Annotated in this window: 19 protein-coding genes; 13 read left to right on the top strand and 6 right to left on the bottom strand. The window is 65.0% G+C overall.

The window, feature by feature from the left end; translation table 11 throughout:
* Nucleotides 1–11: 11 nt before the first annotated feature.
* The 11 genes from E3O23_RS07325 (at nt 12) to E3O23_RS07275 (ending at nt 11,376) form a co-directional block, all read left to right on the top strand.
* Nucleotides 12–1,481 carry an anthranilate synthase component I family protein gene (locus E3O23_RS07325; protein ID WP_134489618.1) on the top strand — a complete coding sequence of 490 codons (1,470 nt, stop codon included), beginning with the start codon at nt 12–14 and terminating at the stop codon, nt 1,479–1,481.
* A gap of 80 nt (nt 1,482–1,561) precedes the next feature.
* Nucleotides 1,562–4,153, top strand: a complete 2,592-nt coding sequence (gene leuS, locus E3O23_RS07320) for a leucine--tRNA ligase (protein WP_134489617.1) — start codon at nt 1,562–1,564, stop codon at nt 4,151–4,153.
* 161 nt (nt 4,154–4,314) lie between these two features.
* The gene (locus E3O23_RS07315; protein WP_134489615.1) at nt 4,315–5,067 is read left to right on the top strand and encodes a ComEA family DNA-binding protein; all 753 of its coding nucleotides are present in this window, start codon (nt 4,315–4,317) and stop codon (nt 5,065–5,067) included.
* On the top strand, nt 5,064–6,026 hold the full coding sequence (locus tag E3O23_RS07310) for a DUF4131 domain-containing protein (RefSeq protein WP_134489613.1): 963 nt from the start codon (nt 5,064–5,066) through the stop codon (nt 6,024–6,026). The genes E3O23_RS07315 and E3O23_RS07310 overlap by 4 nt, the downstream gene beginning before the upstream one ends.
* A gap of 711 nt (nt 6,027–6,737) precedes the next feature.
* Nucleotides 6,738–7,709, top strand: coding sequence for a hypothetical protein (locus tag E3O23_RS07305; protein WP_134489611.1), 972 nt, complete (start codon nt 6,738–6,740; stop codon nt 7,707–7,709).
* Complete coding sequence (locus tag E3O23_RS07300) at nt 7,706–8,068, top strand: GntR family transcriptional regulator (RefSeq protein ID WP_092321677.1); 363 nt, start codon at nt 7,706–7,708, stop codon at nt 8,066–8,068. The genes E3O23_RS07305 and E3O23_RS07300 overlap by 4 nt, the downstream gene beginning before the upstream one ends.
* A gap of 147 nt (nt 8,069–8,215) precedes the next feature.
* Nucleotides 8,216–8,980 carry a hypothetical protein gene (locus E3O23_RS07295; RefSeq protein WP_134489610.1) on the top strand — a complete coding sequence of 255 codons (765 nt, stop codon included), beginning with the start codon at nt 8,216–8,218 and terminating at the stop codon, nt 8,978–8,980.
* Between the two features lie 97 nt (nt 8,981–9,077).
* Nucleotides 9,078–9,557: a GNAT family N-acetyltransferase gene (locus E3O23_RS07290; protein ID WP_134489608.1), complete on the top strand. Its 480-nt coding sequence runs from the start codon at nt 9,078–9,080 to the stop codon at nt 9,555–9,557.
* 69 nt (nt 9,558–9,626) lie between these two features.
* Nucleotides 9,627–9,923 carry a hypothetical protein gene (locus tag E3O23_RS07285; RefSeq protein ID WP_241983370.1) on the top strand — a complete coding sequence of 99 codons (297 nt, stop codon included), beginning with the start codon at nt 9,627–9,629 and terminating at the stop codon, nt 9,921–9,923.
* 101 nt (nt 9,924–10,024) lie between these two features.
* Nucleotides 10,025–10,378 carry a PadR family transcriptional regulator gene (locus E3O23_RS07280; RefSeq protein ID WP_134489606.1) on the top strand — a complete coding sequence of 118 codons (354 nt, stop codon included), beginning with the start codon at nt 10,025–10,027 and terminating at the stop codon, nt 10,376–10,378.
* Nucleotides 10,375–11,376 carry a hypothetical protein gene (locus E3O23_RS07275; RefSeq protein WP_134489605.1) on the top strand — a complete coding sequence of 334 codons (1,002 nt, stop codon included), beginning with the start codon at nt 10,375–10,377 and terminating at the stop codon, nt 11,374–11,376. Before E3O23_RS07280 ends, E3O23_RS07275 begins: the two co-directional genes overlap by 4 nt.
* Before the next feature lie 98 nt (nt 11,377–11,474).
* Here E3O23_RS07275 and E3O23_RS07270 read toward each other — a convergent pair whose 3' ends face one another.
* From E3O23_RS07270 to E3O23_RS07255, 4 genes are all read right to left on the bottom strand, one after another.
* Entirely contained in the window at nt 11,475–11,690 is a 216-nt protein-coding gene (locus E3O23_RS07270) for a hypothetical protein (RefSeq protein ID WP_134489603.1), read from the bottom strand.
* Nucleotides 11,691–11,858: 168 nt separating this feature from the next.
* Nucleotides 11,859–12,950 (bottom strand): CU044_5270 family protein, encoded by a 1,092-nt coding sequence (locus E3O23_RS07265; RefSeq protein WP_134489601.1) that lies wholly within the window; start codon nt 12,948–12,950, stop codon nt 11,859–11,861.
* Entirely contained in the window at nt 12,947–13,576 is a 630-nt protein-coding gene (locus tag E3O23_RS07260; RefSeq protein WP_166790441.1) for an RNA polymerase sigma factor, read from the bottom strand. Before E3O23_RS07260 ends, E3O23_RS07265 begins: the two co-directional genes overlap by 4 nt.
* Before the next feature lie 100 nt (nt 13,577–13,676).
* Entirely contained in the window at nt 13,677–14,168 is a 492-nt protein-coding gene (locus E3O23_RS07255; protein ID WP_134489597.1) for a GNAT family N-acetyltransferase, read from the bottom strand.
* Between the two features lie 232 nt (nt 14,169–14,400).
* On the opposite strand from E3O23_RS07255, the gene E3O23_RS07250 reads away from it, so the two are divergent.
* A complete protein-coding gene (locus E3O23_RS07250) occupies nt 14,401–15,834 on the top strand; it encodes a DUF2079 domain-containing protein (protein WP_134489595.1) in 1,434 nt (477 codons plus the stop codon).
* Nucleotides 15,835–16,012: 178 nt separating this feature from the next.
* Here the strand turns inward: E3O23_RS07250 and E3O23_RS07245 are convergent, their stop codons facing one another.
* Nucleotides 16,013–16,438 carry a hypothetical protein gene (locus E3O23_RS07245; protein ID WP_134489593.1) on the bottom strand — a complete coding sequence of 142 codons (426 nt, stop codon included), beginning with the start codon at nt 16,436–16,438 and terminating at the stop codon, nt 16,013–16,015.
* A gap of 131 nt (nt 16,439–16,569) precedes the next feature.
* Here E3O23_RS07245 and E3O23_RS07240 point away from each other — a divergent pair, with 131 nt between their 5' ends.
* A complete protein-coding gene (locus tag E3O23_RS07240) occupies nt 16,570–17,064 on the top strand; it encodes a WapI family immunity protein (RefSeq protein WP_134489591.1) in 495 nt (164 codons plus the stop codon).
* Between the two features lie 552 nt (nt 17,065–17,616).
* Here the strand turns inward: E3O23_RS07240 and E3O23_RS07235 are convergent.
* The gene (locus E3O23_RS07235; RefSeq protein WP_134489589.1) at nt 17,617–18,126 is read right to left on the bottom strand and encodes a hypothetical protein; all 510 of its coding nucleotides are present in this window, start codon (nt 18,124–18,126) and stop codon (nt 17,617–17,619) included.
* Between the last annotated feature and the right edge of the window lie 31 nt (nt 18,127–18,157).

Here is an 18,157-nt window from a genome sequence, read left to right as displayed (position 1 = left end):
AGGCTGGGCTCGTGACCGGGTCAATCCAAAGTGCTGTGCTGCCCCACTGGTGGGACCCCGCGCGCGCGTTCCTCGCCCTCCATGCGAACAGCCCATACGCCTTCTGGCTGGACGCCGGCGAGGGCGCAGAGTCCGGCGTCAGCTACCTGGGCGAGGCCTCCCCGGGCTCCCGTTTCGTGACCGCCTCCGTTCCCGACGGGACGGTCACCGTCACCGTGGTGGGCGCCGAGGATCAGACCGGCCCGGCGGCGCCGGCGGTCACGTCGCCGGAAACCATCTTCGAGTTCCTCCGCGAGGACCTCGCGACCCGCGTGGCCCTGGACGACACGACCGAGGACGGTTTCCGGCTCGGCTGGGTCGGCTGGCTCGGCTACGAGCTCGGCGCCCAGACGGTCGGGACGCCGGTGCACGAATCCCGGTACCCGGATGCCGCGCTCCTCGAGGTCGACCGTGCCCTCGTCTTCGATCACGCGGCCCGCACCGTCACGGCCCTTGTCCGTCGGGCCCCCGGTGACCCGGCGGACGCGGCCAGGGACTGGGCACAGTCGGTCACGGCCATCCTCGGCGCGTCGACAGCCCCGGCACCGCAGACGTCGCCGACAACCTCGCCGACAACCGCGCCGCCGGTGGCGCACTGGCGTCACGACGCGGAACACTATGCCGAGTTGATCCTCCGCTGCCAGGCGGCCATCCGCGAGGGCGACGCCTACCAGCTCTGCCTGACCAACGAGATCAGGATCGACGCGCGGCCGGACCCGGTCGTGGCCTACCTCGCCCTGCGCGCCGGGAGTCCCAGCCACCACGGCGGCCTGCTTCGCTTCGGCTCCACCGCCCTGCTGAGCGCCTCGCCGGAGCAGTTCCTGGCCGTCACCCGCGACGGCCTGGTCACCACGAAACCGATCAAGGGCACCAGCCCGCGATCGGACACCGCCGCGCTCGACGACGAGCTGCGCGCCGGGCTGGAATCGAGCGAGAAGGAGCGCGCCGAGAACCTGATGATCGTCGACCTCATGCGCAACGACCTCGGCCGCATCGCCCGGCTGGGGTCGGTCACCGTCTCCAGCCTGCTCGCCGTCGAGAGCTACGCGCACGTGCACCAGCTGGTCAGCACCGTCGAGGCCCGGCTCGCCGCCGGCCTGTCCTCGGTGGATGCGGTCGCCGCCTGTTTTCCCGCCGGGTCGATGACGGGCGCGCCGAAGATCAGCGCCATGACCATCCTCGACGGCCTCGAGGGCGGCCCGCGCGGCGTCTATGCCGGAGCGTTCGGCTACTTCGGGCTCGACGGCGCGGTCGACCTGGCCATGGTCATCCGCAGCATCGTCCTCGACGGCGACGGAGCATCCATCGGCACCGGCGGGGGAATCACCGCCCTGTCCGTTCCGGCCTCCGAGATCGAGGAAACCCGGATCAAGGCCGCGGCCCTGCTCGGCGCCCTCGGCGCCGCAGCCGGCACCCCCGCGCCGCCGTCCCGCCGGGATTGAGTAACCTAGAACCTGGCCAACGCCGTCGGCAGAAGCCGTCGAGCCGGACGTCCCCCAACACCGCACCGAATGAGAGCCACGTGGCACACGAGCAGCACACCGCACCGACCGGCGCCGAGAGCGGCCGCGAGACCGACGAAGACCTCTACGACTTCGCGGCCATCCAGGCGAAGTGGCAGCCGGTGTGGGAGGAGCTCCAGCCGTTCCGCACGAGCGACCCGGACGACACCCGCCCGCGCAAGTACGTACTCGACATGTTCCCGTACCCGTCCGGTGACCTGCACATGGGCCACGCCGAGGTGTACGCGCTCGGCGACATCGTCGCCCGCTACTGGCGCCAGCAGGGATTCAACGTGCTGCACCCGATCGGCTGGGACTCCTTCGGCCTGCCGGCCGAGAACGCCGCGATCAAGCGCGGCATCGACCCCCGGGCCTGGACCTACGACAACATCGCCCAGCAGAAGAAGAGCATGAAGCTCTACGCGGCATCCTTCGACTGGGAGCGCGAGCTGCACACCAGCGACCCCGAGTATTACAAGTGGAACCAGTGGCTGTTCCTGCAGCTCTACAAGAAGGGCCTCGCCTACCGTAAGGACAGCTGGGTGAACTGGGACCCGGTGGACCAGACCGTCCTGGCCAACGAGCAGGTCCTGCCCGACGGCACCTCCGAGCGCAGCGGCGCCGTGGTCGTGAAGAAGAAGCTCACCCAGTGGTACTTCAAGATCACCGACTACGCCGACCGGCTGCTTGACGACCTCAACCAGCTCGAGGGCAGCTGGCCGGCCAAGGTGCTCACCATGCAGCGCAACTGGATCGGCCGCTCGATCGGCGCCGACGTCGACTTCGTGATCGAGGGCCACGACACCCCGATCAGCGTCTTCACGACCCGTCCGGACACCCTGTTCGGCGCCACCTTCATGGTCGTCGCCCCGGACTCCGACCTGGCCGCCGAACTCGCCGCCGGCGCCTCGCCCGCTGTCCAGGAGGCCTTCCAGGGCTACCTCACCCAGGTGCAGAACAGCACAGAGATCGAGCGCCAGAGTACCGACCGGGAGAAGACCGGCGTCTTCCTCGAGCGCTACGCGATCAACCCCGCCAACGGGGAGCGTCTGCCCATCTGGGCGGCCGACTACGTGCTCGCGGACTACGGGCACGGCGCGGTCATGGCCGTCCCCGCCCACGACCAGCGAGACCTGGACTTCGCCCGCGCCTTCGGCCTGCCCGTGCGGGTCGTCGTCGACACGACCGCCCCGGTCACCGGCACGATCCCGGTGATCACCGAGGCCATGCTCGACGGCAGCGAGGAACTCCCGCCGCTGGACCCCGCGGCCACGGGCATCGCGCTGGCCGGGGAGGGCCGCTTGGTCAACTCCGGCGCGCTCAACGGCCTGAGCAAGAACAACGCCGTCAAGCGGATGATCGAACAGCTCACGAGCGACGGCACCGGCCGGGCGGCGAAGAACTACCGCATCCGCGACTGGCTGATCTCGCGCCAGCGCTACTGGGGCACACCGATCCCGATCATCCACGGCGCTGACGGCTCCGAGATCCCGGTCCCCGAGGACCAGCTTCCCGTTCTCCTGCCCTCCAGCGAGGGCCTGGACCTCAAGCCCAAGGGAACCTCGCCGCTCGGCGGGGCGACCGACTGGGTCAACGTGCCCAACCCGATCGACGGCACGCCCGCCCGCCGCGACGCGGACACGATGGACACCTTCGTCGACAGTTCCTGGTACTTCCTGCGCTTCCTCAACCCGAACGACGACAGCCAGGCGTTCGACCCGAAGGAAGCCGAGAAGTGGGCGCCGGTCGACCAGTACGTCGGCGGCGTCGAGCACGCGATCCTGCACCTGCTCTACGCGCGCTTCATCACCAAGGTGCTCTTCGACCTCGGCCACGTCACCTTCACCGAACCGTTCACCTCGCTGCTCAACCAGGGCATGGTGGTGCTCGACGGCGCCAAGATGTCCAAGAGCAAGGGCAACCTCGTCTACTTCACCGAGGAGGTCGAGCGGCACGGCGTCGACGCCGTCCGCCTGACCATGGCCTTCGCCGGCCCGCCAGAGGACGACATCGACTGGGCGGATGTCTCGCCGGTGGGATCGGCCAAGTTCCTCGCCCGCGCCTGGCGCGTGGCCAGGGATGTCACGAGCGAGCCCGGCATCGAGTGGAAGACGGGCGACCAGGCCCTGCGCCGGGTCACGCACCGGTTCCTGGCCGACGCCCCGTCGCTGATCGAGGCCTTCAAGTTCAACGTCGTCGTCGCCCGCCTGATGGAGCTCGTGAACGCCACCCGCAAGGTGATCGACACGGGTGCCGGGGGAGGGGACGCGGCCGTTCGGGAGGCCGCCGAGACGACCGCGATGGCGCTGAACCTGTTCTCGCCGTACACGGCGGAGGACATGTGGGAGCGCCTCGGCTATCAGCCGTGCGTCGCCCTGGCCCTCTGGCGCAAGGCCGACCCGACGCTGCTCGTGGCGGAAGCGGTCACCTGCGTCGTGCAGGTCGACGGCAAGGTGCGCGACCGCCTCGAGGTGTCGCCGAAGGTCTCGGGCCAGGACCTGGAGAAGCTGGCCCGCGAGTCGGCCGCCGTCATCCGCTCGGTCGCCGACCGCGACATCGTGAACGTGATCGTGCGCGCCCCGCGCCTGGTCAGCATCGTCACCAAGCACTAGCCCCCGCGAAACCGCAGTTGTGCAGGTTATGAGCGCCGTTTAGCGCGCACAACTGCGGTTTCGCGGAGGGCGGGACGCCTCCACAGGCGCGCGCGGGGGCGGTTGCGCACCGTTTGGGGCGGGTGCGGGATCGGCGCCCGGGCGCAGCCTAGCCTTCCGGCATGGAGTCCGACGAGCCGATCGATGCCCTCGCGCGCCTCGCCCCCTCGGCGCGCGCCCCCGAGCGTTCGCGCCGTCGCGTCGGGGTGGGCGCCGCGGTCGTGCTGCTGATTGCCGCCCTGGTGGCGGCCGTCGCCGTGTCCGCGCTCGGCCAGCCCACCGGGCAGGTTGTCGCGCCCGTCGGCGGCGGCGCGGGTGCCGGAGGGACGGGACCAGGCGCCGGGGCGGGAACAGGGGCGGGAACAGGCTCGGGCTCCGGCTCGGGCGGAGGCACGGGGTCGGCCTCCGGCAGCCCGGATGGTTCCGCGAGCGGCGGCATCCTGTTCGTTCACGTGCTCGGCGCGGTGCGGCGGCCGGGCTTGTTCGAGGTGCACGACGGGGCACGGGTGATCGACGTGGTCGCGGCCGCCGGCGGCCTCCTGGCCACGGCCGACCCGGCCGGCGTCAACCTGGCCCGGCTCGTCGGCGACGGCGAGCAGGTCTACATTCCGAAGCTCGGCGAGGCGCAGCCCGGCGCCCCGCCGGGCGGCACCGGGGCGGTGGGGGCACCGCACGCCCCGGGCGGGAAGGTCAGCCTCAATTCCGCGAGCGTCTCGGAACTGGACACGCTCCCGCGGATCGGGCCGCTGATGGCGCAGCGGATCATCGATTACCGGGAGGCCAACGGCCCGTTCGCCGCCATCGAAGACCTCCGCAATGTGACCGGCATCGGCGACAAGACCTTCGACGGCCTCAAGGAGCTGATCACGCCGTGACGGTCGATCTTCGCCTGGCCGTCCCGGCCGCGGCCTGCTGGCTCTCTGCCGGGGTGCTCTGCGCGGCGCCGGAGCAGGTGGCCGCAGCGGCGGGCCTGCTCTGGCTGGGGTCGGCGGCCGCCATCGGGATCGGCCTCGCCGATCGCCGGCCGCGGCCCGGGTGGTGGCGTTCGCGGACCCCGGCGCGGGCCCAGGGGCGAGCCCAGGACCGCCCGCGTCGGCGGTCCCCGTGGGGAACAGTGGGCGTCAGTCTCGCGGCGGCAGCGCTCGTCGCCACGGTCATCGCCGCCGGTGCGTCCGCGCGGCTGCCGGGCGAGGTACGGTCGGCCGCCGAACGCCACGCGGTCGTCACCGGCACCATCACGATCACCACGACGCCCGCCGAGACGCAATCGTTCCGCGGGTTCACCGGCCTCTCCAGCCGGATCCGCTTCCGCGGCACCCTCACCGAACTGCGGCTGGGCGCCCGGACCGTGCGGGTTTCCGTGCCGGTGGTGGTGTTCGCCGAGTCTGCGGCATCCGCTTCGCGCGCGCTGGAGATCGGTTCCTCCGTGCGGCTGACCGGGACGGTCCAGGTCGCACGGCCGGGAGATGCCGCGGCGGTCCTCTTCTTCGGACGCTCCCCACCGGAGGCCGGCACGGGCCCGTCGTGGTGGCTCGCCTGGGCCGGGGAACTGCGGCGCGGATTTTCCGACGCGGCCTCCCGGCTGCCCGGGGACGGCGGCGACCTGCTGCCCGGGCTCGCCGTCGGCGACACCGGCGCGGTGAGCGAGGAGCTCGACGCGTCGATGAAGACGAGTTCGCTGAACCACCTCCCGGCCGTCTCCGGAGACACAGTTGTAATGAGGGATGGGTATACCGAGTGCAGTTCGTCGAGTAAGAGTACGGCTCTGTCAGGGGTTTCTGCGGAGTGCCAGCATCTTCGATCTTCCCTGATCACTGGCGTTTTCCGCTGCTAATTGCTTTCACTGGCTGCCACTGAATTTGCGGGATAGATGCGGAGTTTGACGGCAGTCTCAGGCGCGCGCACTCGGTCTTGCGGGTTATTCGACCGTCCGCCGAAGGATGCGAGTGGTGCGTTTTCCTGACATGCGAACGGATGCGAGCCTGCCACGCGAGTGCGGATGCTCGCGGGCAACATGACCGACACGCTATTGGGATCGCTTCGGAACCGCATGCTCGTGGTGTCGCGGGTTAAATACCCGCTCACGCTACACATAAAGGCCTTTTTGGCCAGCAACTCTATCGGTCACAGGGCCTTTCTTTTTTCTCGGATGCCACTCAGCTCCGCTCTAAACTCCGGTCTAGGTTTGCGTTTCGGGCAAAGCTCCGTTGCGCTTCCCAATGCGGGCCCTCGGACAAACAGCCAGTGTCTCACCGGGCGTCCCGTAAGACGTACGGGAGCGGGATTTTCGTGCGGGCGGGTCAAATGCGACTCTCCTGCCCACGCGGCCCGCGCAGTCCAGTCTCCGCGGGGGAGTGTCCGTAAGAGGTCCCGCAAACGCGTCGTCGTCCCTCAGGAAGAGTCGTTCAGCATGAGCTCCCGATCACCGCAACCGGACGGGCTTCGCCGCACCGTTGTCTATGCTTCTCGCACAACACCTGTACCAACAGGCCGATACACGTGCTAACGTCTGTGTCACGTACTTGACACACGAAAGGTTGCGGCCGTGCTCCACTTCGCTCTATTGTTCCCGCTTGTCGTCGTCGTCGCCATGATCGCGCTGGCGGTGGCCAGACGCGGCCCTTTCCGGGCCCTCCATATCTCTTCAGCCGCCGCCGCTTCGGCGGAAGCTACGAACCGTCGGCTGCGGCTGCGTAACGTGGGCGCTATCGCAGCGACCGTGGCTTGCGCCACGTTGCTCACCGTCGCGGGCCTTATCGGCTCGATTACGACGGAACGCCAGGAGCCCCTGGACGCCCTTCACCTGCTCCTGCTCACTCCGATCCTGACGGCCGTCACGGCAGTCGCGTTCTTCGCCTTCCTGCCGGCGTTCCCGGAGGAATCGGCGTCGAGAACGGCGGACCTGACTCGGCGGACCCCGCTCACGTTCGGCCCTCGCTCGGTGTTCGTGGCGCCTGTCGCTGCCGCGGCGCTCCTGGCATTTCTCATTGTGCTGCTCGGGGCTGTGGCCGACCCGGATGGGCGCATGCTCAGCTACTCACCCGACGTCGCAAAAATGGGTGGCGGAGGTGGCACATTCCCCGGCCTTGTCTACGGCATTCCCCTCCTCGTCGGGATGGTGCTTCTGGCTGGCGTCCTCATCGTTGCACTCAAGCGCATCGCTTCAGCACCTCGTCCCACGGACGCGTCACTTCGCGAGGCCGATTCGACCGTGCGGCTCCTCGGAATCCGCGTGGTCACGAAAACCGCGACATCCGCCCTGCTGGTGACAGCGGGGTCAGTCTGTATTCTCGCCGGGAACACGGCGGAATCCATCAACCGCGGCACCAGTGTCGACGGCCGCGGCAACCCGATTCCGGCGGATGCAACAATGCAAGCCATCGGGACCCTCGGCACCATCGCGCTGTGGTTGGGCGTTGCGCTCGTGGCTGCCGCCATCGCCTTCGTCGTAGGCGCGATCGGAGATGCTACGCGCAAGCCATTCGAGATCGCTCCCGTCGCCGAAGTGCTGGCATGATCACGATCGACGAGTCCGACCCGACCCCGCCTTTCGGGCAGATTCGCAGACAGCTCGCCGACGAAATCCGCGTGGGCAATCTTGCGCCAGGACACAAGCTACCCTCGGTGCGCCAACTCGCCGGCGACCTGAGGCTTGCGGCGGGAACCGTCGCGCGGGCCTACTCCGAACTCGAGGCAGACGGGCTGCTGGAATCGAACCGAACGGGCACGAGAGTCAAACAGATCGACGCTTTTCCTACCCAGGCCCGCGAAGCGGCCCGCGCCTACATCGCTTCGCTTAACGGCCTGACCCTGGAGGACGCCATCCGTGCCGTACGAGCGGAGTGGAAAACGACCGAGGAAGCCGCGACCCGCTAGGTGGGGCCGTCGGTGGCGGCGGCGCCGGTGAGGCACCTGGTGAATCCATTCCGCCCGGCCGCCCTTGCGGGTACCATTCCGTGCATCGCTCAACCGTGGCCGGCTCGCCATAACTGCCAGCGCGGGGCTACCCAAGAGGAGTGCACCATGCGTGCAACCCGCGAACGCAACAGCGGTTCCGCGCCGGCGAAGACCGCGGTTACGAACACCAATCGGGCAGCGTTGCGGGCAGGCGGAATGGCGGTTGTCATTGCCGGGCTCGGAGGCATCACGTGGTTTACGCTCGAGCTCCTGCCGCCGGTTCTCGGCTTCGACGACACCGACAACCCCGCAGTGAGCCTCGATTATCTGCGCCAGTATCCGCAGTTTTACCCACTTGCCGGGGTCGTACTTTTCATCATGGCGATCGCGTTCGTCGTGGCGAGCTTCGCCGTCTCAGATGCGCTTGCACCACGCACTAGCAGTATCACTCGCCGAAGCCTGAGCGCGCTCGGTCTCATGTCGGCTGCATTTCTATTCATGCACGGCGTCTTGCGCGAGTCGCTGGGGCCGTTGCTCTACATCGACGGAATGAACAGCGGATGGGGCGAGTCCGCCTACCTCACCCTTCAGATGCTGGGAACCCATGGTTTCGCCCAAGCGAGCCTCCTTACGCTCTGTGTCTGGGCCGTGGGTATCAGTGTCGCCGGGGCACGCTCCCACGCCCTGCCGATCTGGTTATGCGTCCTGGGAGTCGTCACCGGCCTCCGGCTCGTGATGCTCATCACTGGTCCACTCCTGACGGCAGCAAGTATCGACTTGCCCGCGTTTCTCTGGCTTGGCTCCATGGCCCTGATCCCACTGGGAATGCTTTGGTGGCTTGCGCTCGGCGTTGTGCTGCTGGTCAAGTCCAGGCGGAATCTGCGGCAGTAGACGTCCGGCGTGCGGGCACCCTGAGGAGCTCAGTAGATCGGCGTCTGTCGCGCGCGTCGGGAGATTTCCAACACTGGTCGGTGGTTAGTCTGTCCCTATGGCTGGCGCTGTGAGGAAAGCTTCACTGGAGGACGTGGACGAGATTGGTCATGTCCACTACGAGGCGCATGTCCAAACCTACTCAGGCATATTTCCCGAAGGAGTCATCGAGAGCTTTCCCGCCACTGAGCGGGCCAAGATGTGGACCCGGTTCCTGACAGCGAACTTCGGCGAGTTGTGGGTAGCGGAGCTTGAAGGCCGGATCGTAGGTTTTGCCTCGACGGGTCCTCCTCGCGAACATCCGCCGGTTAGGGATGTTGAGCTTGGCAGCATCTACGTGCTCGCCGCGCATCACGGGTCGGGGCTTGGCCAGGAACTCCTCGATGTCTCACTTGGCGGTCGAGGGGCGTCGCTCTGGGTCTTGGACGACAATCCTCGAGCACACGCGTTTTATGCCCGCAATGGATTCTCGCCAGACGGAACCGACAAGATTGACGAGCACTTCGGCAATGTCCGTGAAATCAGAATGGTCCGCTGAAGGTCCCGCATACGGGCGCTGGGTTGGGAAACGGTTGAAATCGCCCGCCTTCGGAGCTAGGTTCAGAGAATGGTATTCCGTCCACCGGTCGCAGTCCGTGACGGCCGTTCCGTGTTGTTCGTTGCAGCGGTCGTGATCGCCGCGATCGCGCAGCTGGTGGTCGGGTACTTCTACCTAGTCAGCGGTCTCGTTGCACCCATCGGCGCGGTCGCGTTGTTCTTGGTGTGGTGGCTGGCGCTCACTCTTGTCGGCGTGCTTCTTATGACGCGCAGATCCTATTTGCTGCTCCTAGTGCCTGTCGTTGCCGTCACAACATGGTTTGGCGTGATGTGGTTCGGTGGCGCGGTCCTCGGCTGGGGTGCGTGACCGAACACCATTCGGCTCGCGGGCGCAGGGCTTCTGGGCGTGGATTTGCGACACGCCGATTTTCAGCCGCTATATATCGATGGATTGAGTATCTTCGAGCCATGACAACTCTGGATATGCGCGAACCGACCTTTCTGGTTCTGACCGCGTTGGCGGATGGCAAGAAACATGGTTACGCGCTCATTGGCGAAGCAGACAAACTGTCCAACGGTCGGGTGAAGCTGAAGGTTGGAACTTTGTACGCTGCACTTGATCGGCTGCAATCCCACGGACTTGTTGCATCAGCGGGCGAGGAGGTCGTCGATGGGCGACTGCGCCGTTACTACGAGCTGACCGACGCCGGCGCCGAGCAATTGGCTCACGAGGCGGCCCGTCTCGAAAGCAACGCCCAGCAGGCGAGAGCCCGACTGCGGATGCGTCCGGCGCCCCGGTTCGTCGCCGGAGCGCACGCATGACCGACGCGATGGAGCAGCGCTACCGGCGTGCGTTGCGGTGGTACCCTCGCAAGTGGCGCGAGGAACAAGGCGATGTTGTGATCTCAACACTCCTGGCCGTGGCCGATGGAGAAGACCGAACAACGACGCGACTCCCAGAGCTCCTCAATCTCGTTGCGACAGGTATCGCCACGAGAGTCGGCCGCGTCGTCCCTGCGAGGGCACGAGACAGGATCTCCACCGTGGCGCTTGGGAGCGGTGCGGTTCTTGCCGTGGTCTTCCTCATCGTTCACACCTGGTCTCCGTGGGCAGACCTCAGTATCGATATCGCTGACGCGTTCCCGACCTTCGGACCGTTTGCGAACCCCGGCGTCCTCCTCTACGGGATCTGGGTAGTCGGCCTCGTTTTCGGTTTACTGGCGTGGAATCGTGCTCTGCAATACACGATGATCGCGGCGGCAATTGTCCCGATGACACTGCGACTGGTTAATCACTTGCAGGGTGACACCTGGCCCGGCCCCGCCACCACCACTCTCGGGTTCTTCTTGCTGCTGGCCTTCTGCGTGCTCGCTGGCACCCCCGCGAGCCCTAGTCGCATCGCCGTAATTGCGGCTGTGACCCTTGCCGCGGCTTACATCGTCTACGCAATGAACGGGGTGCCGGAAGCGCATTACGTCGACGACCGATACTTTTGGTCGGGCATGGCCTGGAGCTATGGCGTGGTGCTGATGATATTCGTCGGGCTGATGGCCGCGATCTTTCTCGGAATCGCGAGACAGCGGGAGCTGGCACTGCTGGTTCTCGGAGCTCTTGTTCCTTGGGCGATCATCGCTTATGCCGGAGCGTTCCGATCCGATGCGTGGAACACCTTGGGGGTCACGTGTCTTGTGATCGTTGCGGCGGGAATTGCACTTGCTGGACGACTCGCCATACGTCGCTCGCGCCAAGGCCCGCCTCCAGAGAACGCAAAGGTGAATGCTCGACCAGGCGCCACCGTGTGGAATTCGACAAACTGGTAGCGGATTGGGCTGCAAGTCTGACCGCGCGGGGTTCGCATTGCGGGTGCTCTCGTTCCCGTCGCAAGCTTGGCGATCCACCGCGCCATGGGCCAGGAGAATCAGTGAGAAACGCGGCGCCGCGCGATTCGATACACGAAGTAGGCCAAGGCGAACAGGCTCAGGATCCCGAACGCCCCTGTCCCGAGGACACCCAAGAGCGGGCCGCTGGTGCAGGTGCTCTCCGCACCCGACTCCACGGTGTAGTCCGTGCATTCGCCCACCCGATAGCCGAAGAGCAGGAAATTGACCGCAACCAGGAGCAGGATCAGGATCACCCAACCGAGTATCGGCTCAGCTTTGCCCAACGTTGTCGCCATTCCGAAAGACTAGGCCCGGCGCGACGGCCAATCCAGCAGCTTGACCATGGAGAGGAACGGCCGCTGACCGGCGTGACGCCCGGGCAGGTCTGTCCTGGGCGTCACGCCGGTCGCTGTGTGGCAGCGTTACGGTGCGGAATCGACGACCGTGGTCGTGACCGACGTCCAACCGATGACAGTGTTCGCGGGCACGTTTGCGTCGGCCTTGACCTGGACCTGTCGTTCACCGATCAGGAGTCCCGTGGCCGGGTCGACGATGATGTCTTGTCTGAAGTCACGCGTGGGGTCCTGCCGGCCGATGGCCACGCCAACCTGGCCGTTGAGCGTCGCCGAGCGTTCGACGACGGTGACTCCGGGAATCATCGCAAACGCCCTGTAGAGCGCTGCGCGCAGTTCTGCCGGGGCCAGCCCGGATCGGAGAACGTCGGAAATCCGGACCATTGCGTTTTCTTCGGGTGAGTTTGACCCGCCATTGGACGTCTCATAGAAGTAGGAAAGGAGGGCACCTGGGTCGGATGGCATGGCCGCGAGGTCCTCGCCTAACCAGGGCGAACCGTCGAAATTGCCATCGGGGGCTCGGAAGGTCCCCGTGCGCTCGTCGGGGCCGAGGTGCTTCCACTGGTCGAGGGCATAGACCTTGGCCTTTTCACTGAAAAAGGTATCGGGCTTCAGGGCTGTGCGCTGCCATACCCATTCGCCTGACTTGTCGGCCGGCATGTACAGAGTGCTCGTGGAGGGGGTCAGGAAGACGGACCGGCTGGCTAGATTCTTTGGATCGTCGTTGGGCCCGACCGCGTAGGTCGCGAAAACGGCATGGGTGCTGATCTGGAGAAACTGGTCAGGTCCGACCGTGGGGTCCGAGGTTTGGATCGTTGCAACGGCTGCTTGTTCCAGCAAGCTGGCGGCTTCGGCCGTTGCGCCTCCGCTCGGTCCCCACCCGAACGCATTTCCGATGACGAGGATGGCGACCAGCGCAGCCGCAGCAAGGGAGATGGCGGAGAGCCGGCGAGTGAGGAACGATCCGTTGCGCCGCTTCTGCGCTGCATGTGGCGTTGCTTCTGGCCTGCGGTCGAGCACGATAGGCGTTGGCCCCTCGAGTACCTGTCGGGAGCGACCGGCGGCGTGCTCGAGTGCCGGCAGTGACTCGCCTATTCTCGCGAAGACGTTTTCCCGCATCTGGTCGATTTGAGTATCGGAGGGACCGATTGATCTGTTCATGACAGGGCTTCTTTCTGTGCGGAGAGTTTACGTCGGAGAGTGATGCGGACTCGAGCGAGCCTGTTTCGAACGGCGCCATGAGACGTGCCCAGCGCGTGTGCCGCCTGGTCGTAGCTCAGGCCTTCGTCAATGCAGAGGAAGTAGAGGGTTTGGTCGGTCTCGGTTAACTGACCGACGGCTTGGTCGATCGCCGCCAATAGCAGCCGGCCCTGGACTTCGTCGGCTACCGACCGGTTTCGCGGGTCAGTGAAATCTGAGTGATCGTTGTCGGCGCGGCGCCGATCTTCGCGCACGCGGCTGCGGAGCCGATTGTTGCCGACGTTGCGTGCGGTCACGAGGAGCCACGGCAGGACGGATTGGTCGACCGGTCTGATCTCTTGTCGCTTGCTCCAGGCGATGACGAAGGTGTCCTGGGTGAGGTCTTCGGCGTCGGCGATCGATCCGACCATTTTGAGCGCGAACCAGTACACCGCCCGAACGTGGGCGTTGTACAGCGCGGCAAAGGCCTTGCGATCGCCGCCCTGTGCTGCCGTGAGACTTGCGAGATCTGAGACGACGGAGTCAACGGCATCGGCTAGGGCCGGCATTGACGTCAGCAGATCCGTTGGTTCAGTATTCGCGGTCATATTCAGTAGTGTCCTGAGCGGTGAAATCGTCTCGCCCTCACCAGGTGCGGTGGGTGAGGACATCGTGAATGGCTAGGGGTCGACACTCCTGTGTTGCGTTCTACCGGACCAGACGGACCTCAACCAACTTCTCCGCTCGTGGATCAACCTGCTCGCCGCCGTCTGGTTTGAAGCCGTTGCGGGTATAGAACGCGTGGGCGCGAGGATTCTGCTTGGCGACCCAGAGGAACGCCGATTGCTCGCCGAGCACGGCATCGAGCAATGACTGTCCTGCGCCGGAACCATGCCAGGACTTCGCAACGTAGATCATGTACAGCTCTCGCGCACGCGGCGCGGGATCAGACATCGCTGCACCTGCGGCGGCGAACCCCTCGACGGTTCCGTTGATCTCCGCCACACGAATCACTCGATCCGATTCGCGGTCTTGAATCCACTCCGCCCACATCCGTCGACGATGGTCCACGACCTTCTCGGAAAAGAAACTCTTGGGGACGAGCTCCGAGTACGTTTCCCGCCAGGTCGACACATGCAACTGCGCGAGCGCTTCGACATCATTCGATGACGCGGGGCGGACGATCACCTTGGCATCCATACCGAAACCCTATGGCGCAAGGTGGTCATCAGGTGTCCTATCTGAACCGCCGGCACTTGCAAGACCAGGACGCTTCTCCCACGCACAACGGAGCCGAGGTGATTCACTCCCGAGAGTGACTGAGCGCGATGCCCGCTGAGGTCCGGCTTGCGGGCCGAACCTGACCGGAACGTGCTGTCGCGATGGTATCTTTCGAGTTCAACCGTGAGGCCATGCACGAATCGGGGGCGCGATGGCGATCCAATCGTCTGGACTCGTCCCGCCCGATGTCGGCGCTTCGAGCGTTGAAAAGATCGAGGGCGCCTTCGCAGGGTCGCGGGCGCTGACTCGAGGTGTCGGACCAGCGGCACTGCTCGGGCTGTTCACGGCCACGGTCTACACCCTGTTTTCGTGGTTTCAGTGGGACGCCTATGAGGTGCGATCGTGGGACTTGGGAATCTTCACGCAACTCGCGAAGCAGTACGCGTCATTTCATGCACCAATCGTCACTATCAAGGGTGGCGACTTCAACCTTCTCGGGGATCACTTTCATCCGCTGCTTGTTGTTCTGGGACCTATCTATGCAGCTTTCCCAAGCGCCTTCACCCTGTTGGTCGTCCAAAATGTGCTGTTTGGAATGGCTACTGCGGCCATCACTTACTCGGCAGGTCGGATGCTTGGCCGGCCTGCGGCACTGCTGTTTGGACTGGCCTTTGCATTTAGCTGGGGCTTGCAGGGTGCAGTCGAGGCTCAGTTTCACGAAATCGCCTTTGCGGTGCCTCTTTTGGCATTCTCGCTGACAGCCTTTCTGGGCCGGCGGTGGATCGCCTGCATGCTGTGGGCCATGCCTCTTGTGTTTGTGAAGGAAGATTTGGGCTTCACAGTTGCCGCGCTCGGGATCGTGCTTGCCTACCGCAGCCGCAAGCCCTTAGGAATTTGGCTCGCGGCTTGGGGAATTGCATGGTTCGGTATCGCAAGTCTGATCGTCCTGCCCGCCCTCAACCCAGATGGCCATTGGGCTTACACCGAGAGCATTGACCTGTTTGCGTTTCTGGCCGCCTTCCTTCAACCCGAGAAGGCCCTGACACTCGCTCTCCTTATCGTGGCGTCCGGCACCGTTGCCCTCCGGTCGCCTCTGGCCCTGGTGCTTCTGCCCACGCTTGCGTGGCGATTCCTGTCCGATAATCCGGGATACTGGGGCCATACCTGGCATTACAGCGCAGTGCTCATGCCAATCCTGTTCTGCGCCGCGCTGGATGCGATCGGGGGCTGTCGGAGAAGCCAGGCTCGATGGGTACGGGCATACGGACGAATTGCGCCGGCAGCAGTCATGATCGCCGCGATAGCCTTGTGGCCCCAGCTTCCGCTCGCCAACCTCTTCAGCCCGGATCGAGAATCAAGCCCGCGCAGTGAGGCCGCCAGAGCTGCAGTCAAGATTGTCCCTGAGTCCTCGCTGGTGGAATCCGACGTCGGCTTGATGGGATACCTCGTTGATCGAGCAACGGTTTACTGGATCGGCAATGAGAACCCCACCCCGGAATTCATTGTGATCGACTTGCAATCCGGAGGCCTGCCCAAAGAGTGGCATTCAGTCGGGGAGGTCGCTGCACAAAAGCACCCAGGAGTGCCCTTTCAGACCATTTTCTCTCGTGACGGCTACGAAGTAGCCAAGCGAATAGCTGGCTGAGTACGAAGCCGAGACATGCGCCTCGCTCGCGAGCGAGACCAGTAGGGGGGCGTGAGGGGTGGTCCCGCTTACGGACAGGCGCACGGCAGTGTCATCTGTCACCCTTCGTTGAGAAGTCCCAGCGCCACCGGTTAGCGGTTGATCGCTGATCGAGCCGCGTGCCGAGTCGCGGCGACTATCAAGGCAGCCACTCCTTCACAATCTTTGACGACGGCTTGGCCAAGAGGTCTTGCAGATCATTCCTGGAGTCGTATGCGGTCGGCGAGAACGGGCCCCAGAAACGATGCTTTCGAACCTTCACCAGTCCGTGCCTTGCGAATGCGTCGACGATGGAGACGATTCGCGCGATGTGCTCGGATTCGGGCGGGTTGAAGAATTGGTCTTCCAACATGGATACCTCGTCGACATCGACTTGGAAACTCCAGTCGGCGTGGCCGTCCAGACTCACGTAGACAGCCCCCGCACGGCGCGGCGTGAACGTGACCATGGAAAACGGCTGATCCACCGTCGGGTAGTCGATCGCGACGCGGTCGCCATATCGCGCTTTGATCTCATCCCCTACCGCGTGGACAAGCCTTGCTCCAAGGTGATTTTCGTCTATCACCGTTGATCCTGCTTCTTCGTCATGGCACTGGGACCCCGTTGACTCGGTCGCTGTGCTGCTTGCTGGGCGAGACGCGAGAATTAGGAGCGGATCCGACGGACGGAAACCGAGCGCGATGGGATGATCTTGCCATGGAACTCAAGGACCTTTCGGGACCAGCGCGGGTCGTTCTTCATCCGGCGGGCTACGAGTTCGAATCGGTGGTTGGCGATGATTGGGAGGACAACTGGCTCATCATTGCCGGTGAGGTTGTCTCCGGAGAAGAGGAATGGTCTTTCCGAGACCCCTCCTTGCTCGTCGACGATGCGATTGAGATCGCCGATTGGCTTGAGCGGGTTGCGGCTCGGCTTGAGGAGCCCACCGAAGTGGGCGAGAGCGGTGACATTGACCCGTCCCTTGCTTTCACCGAGCCGAACCTTGCCTTCAGCGTCCACAACTACGGCGATGACACAGCCGTCATTCGAGTTCATCTCTCAGCGGAGGCATTGCCTCCCGATCGACGTGGGCCGAATGTCGATCACATTGCGGAGTACGCCTTCTGGGTCGAAGCGGAGATCACTCTCGCAGATGCTGCCACCGCCGCTGCGACCTGGCGAACGGAACTCGCCGCCTTTCCAAGACGGTGAGAGCTGATCTGGACAGGAATCCCGCTCCCTACCCGAGCGGCGCGTCCGTTCAGCGTCCGGCTTTCGGGCCGCGCTCGAACGCGAAGGGGTCCCTTGCGGTGGACCACGCTCGGGAATATTGCTCATACGTCGTTATAAGGGTGATTCGCGATGCTCTCGAATATCGCAGCCTGGGCGGTGAGTAAGTCGCGCCAATCCTCGGGAATGGCAATGAGTGGTCTCCCCAGCGGCCCGCACGCGGTCGCCGTGGGTACGATCGGGCCATGGCGCAAATCGATAATGATGGCCGTCCGACCGAAGAGCCCGTCCGCCCGGCACCGCAGGACCCACCCTTTCAGGCTCTGCTTCCAGGGTTGGACAGAGTTTCACGATCAGCGTTTCGGAAAGGAACGGTCAGCCGCAAGAGAATCAATCGCGCCGTTCTCCTGTTGGTCGTAGTGGCGGGCGTCACCGCAGCGCTCATCACTGCGAGCGTCGTCCTCTGACGGTTCGGCCTCTGGCACGCGTGTTACGGACGTGCGAGCGTGGATCTCGACGGCCACCTCCGGCCGATCACCCCGCGTGGGCGATTTCCCACAAATCTCCGAGGGTCACGGTGAGCTGCTCATCAGGTGGGCACTCGTTGCACAACGAGAAAAACCTGCTGCGCTCGGCTTCACTCGCGCCGTGCTGATCAAGGTAGTGCTGTCGGAGGCGGCCATCGGTCACACCCACTGGACGACGGTCCATCAACCTCAGCGGTGCGTGATCATGCAAGATGGCGTGCCCTTCGAACTCCGGCCGCAGCGTCAACGCGAGTTCAAGCTGACTCGTTGTCGCTGGCCAATGCATGATTGTCGACTCCCTCACCCCCTTGTCCGGGTCATCGATCAGGGCCAGGAACGCATCGGTGGGCAACACGAAGGCGTAAGCTCCAAGCTCCGACCTGACAGCGACGTCGTCGGAACCCGCGGCTGCGCGAAGTACGTCATCGGGAAGCGGGACCGGAGGCCCATAGGACCTGTAGTACGCGAAACCCTGCGCCTCAATCGGCGCCAGCTCAACGTCATCATCGTCTGCCATTCGACAATGATGCTTCCTAACGTCCACTAGT

The organism is Cryobacterium tagatosivorans, assembly GCF_004402215.1.
Lineage (GTDB): Bacteria > Actinomycetota > Actinomycetes > Actinomycetales > Microbacteriaceae > Cryobacterium > Cryobacterium tagatosivorans.
The sequence above is the reverse complement of the archived record's forward strand: the minus strand, read 5'-3'. Positions and strand labels throughout refer to the sequence as shown.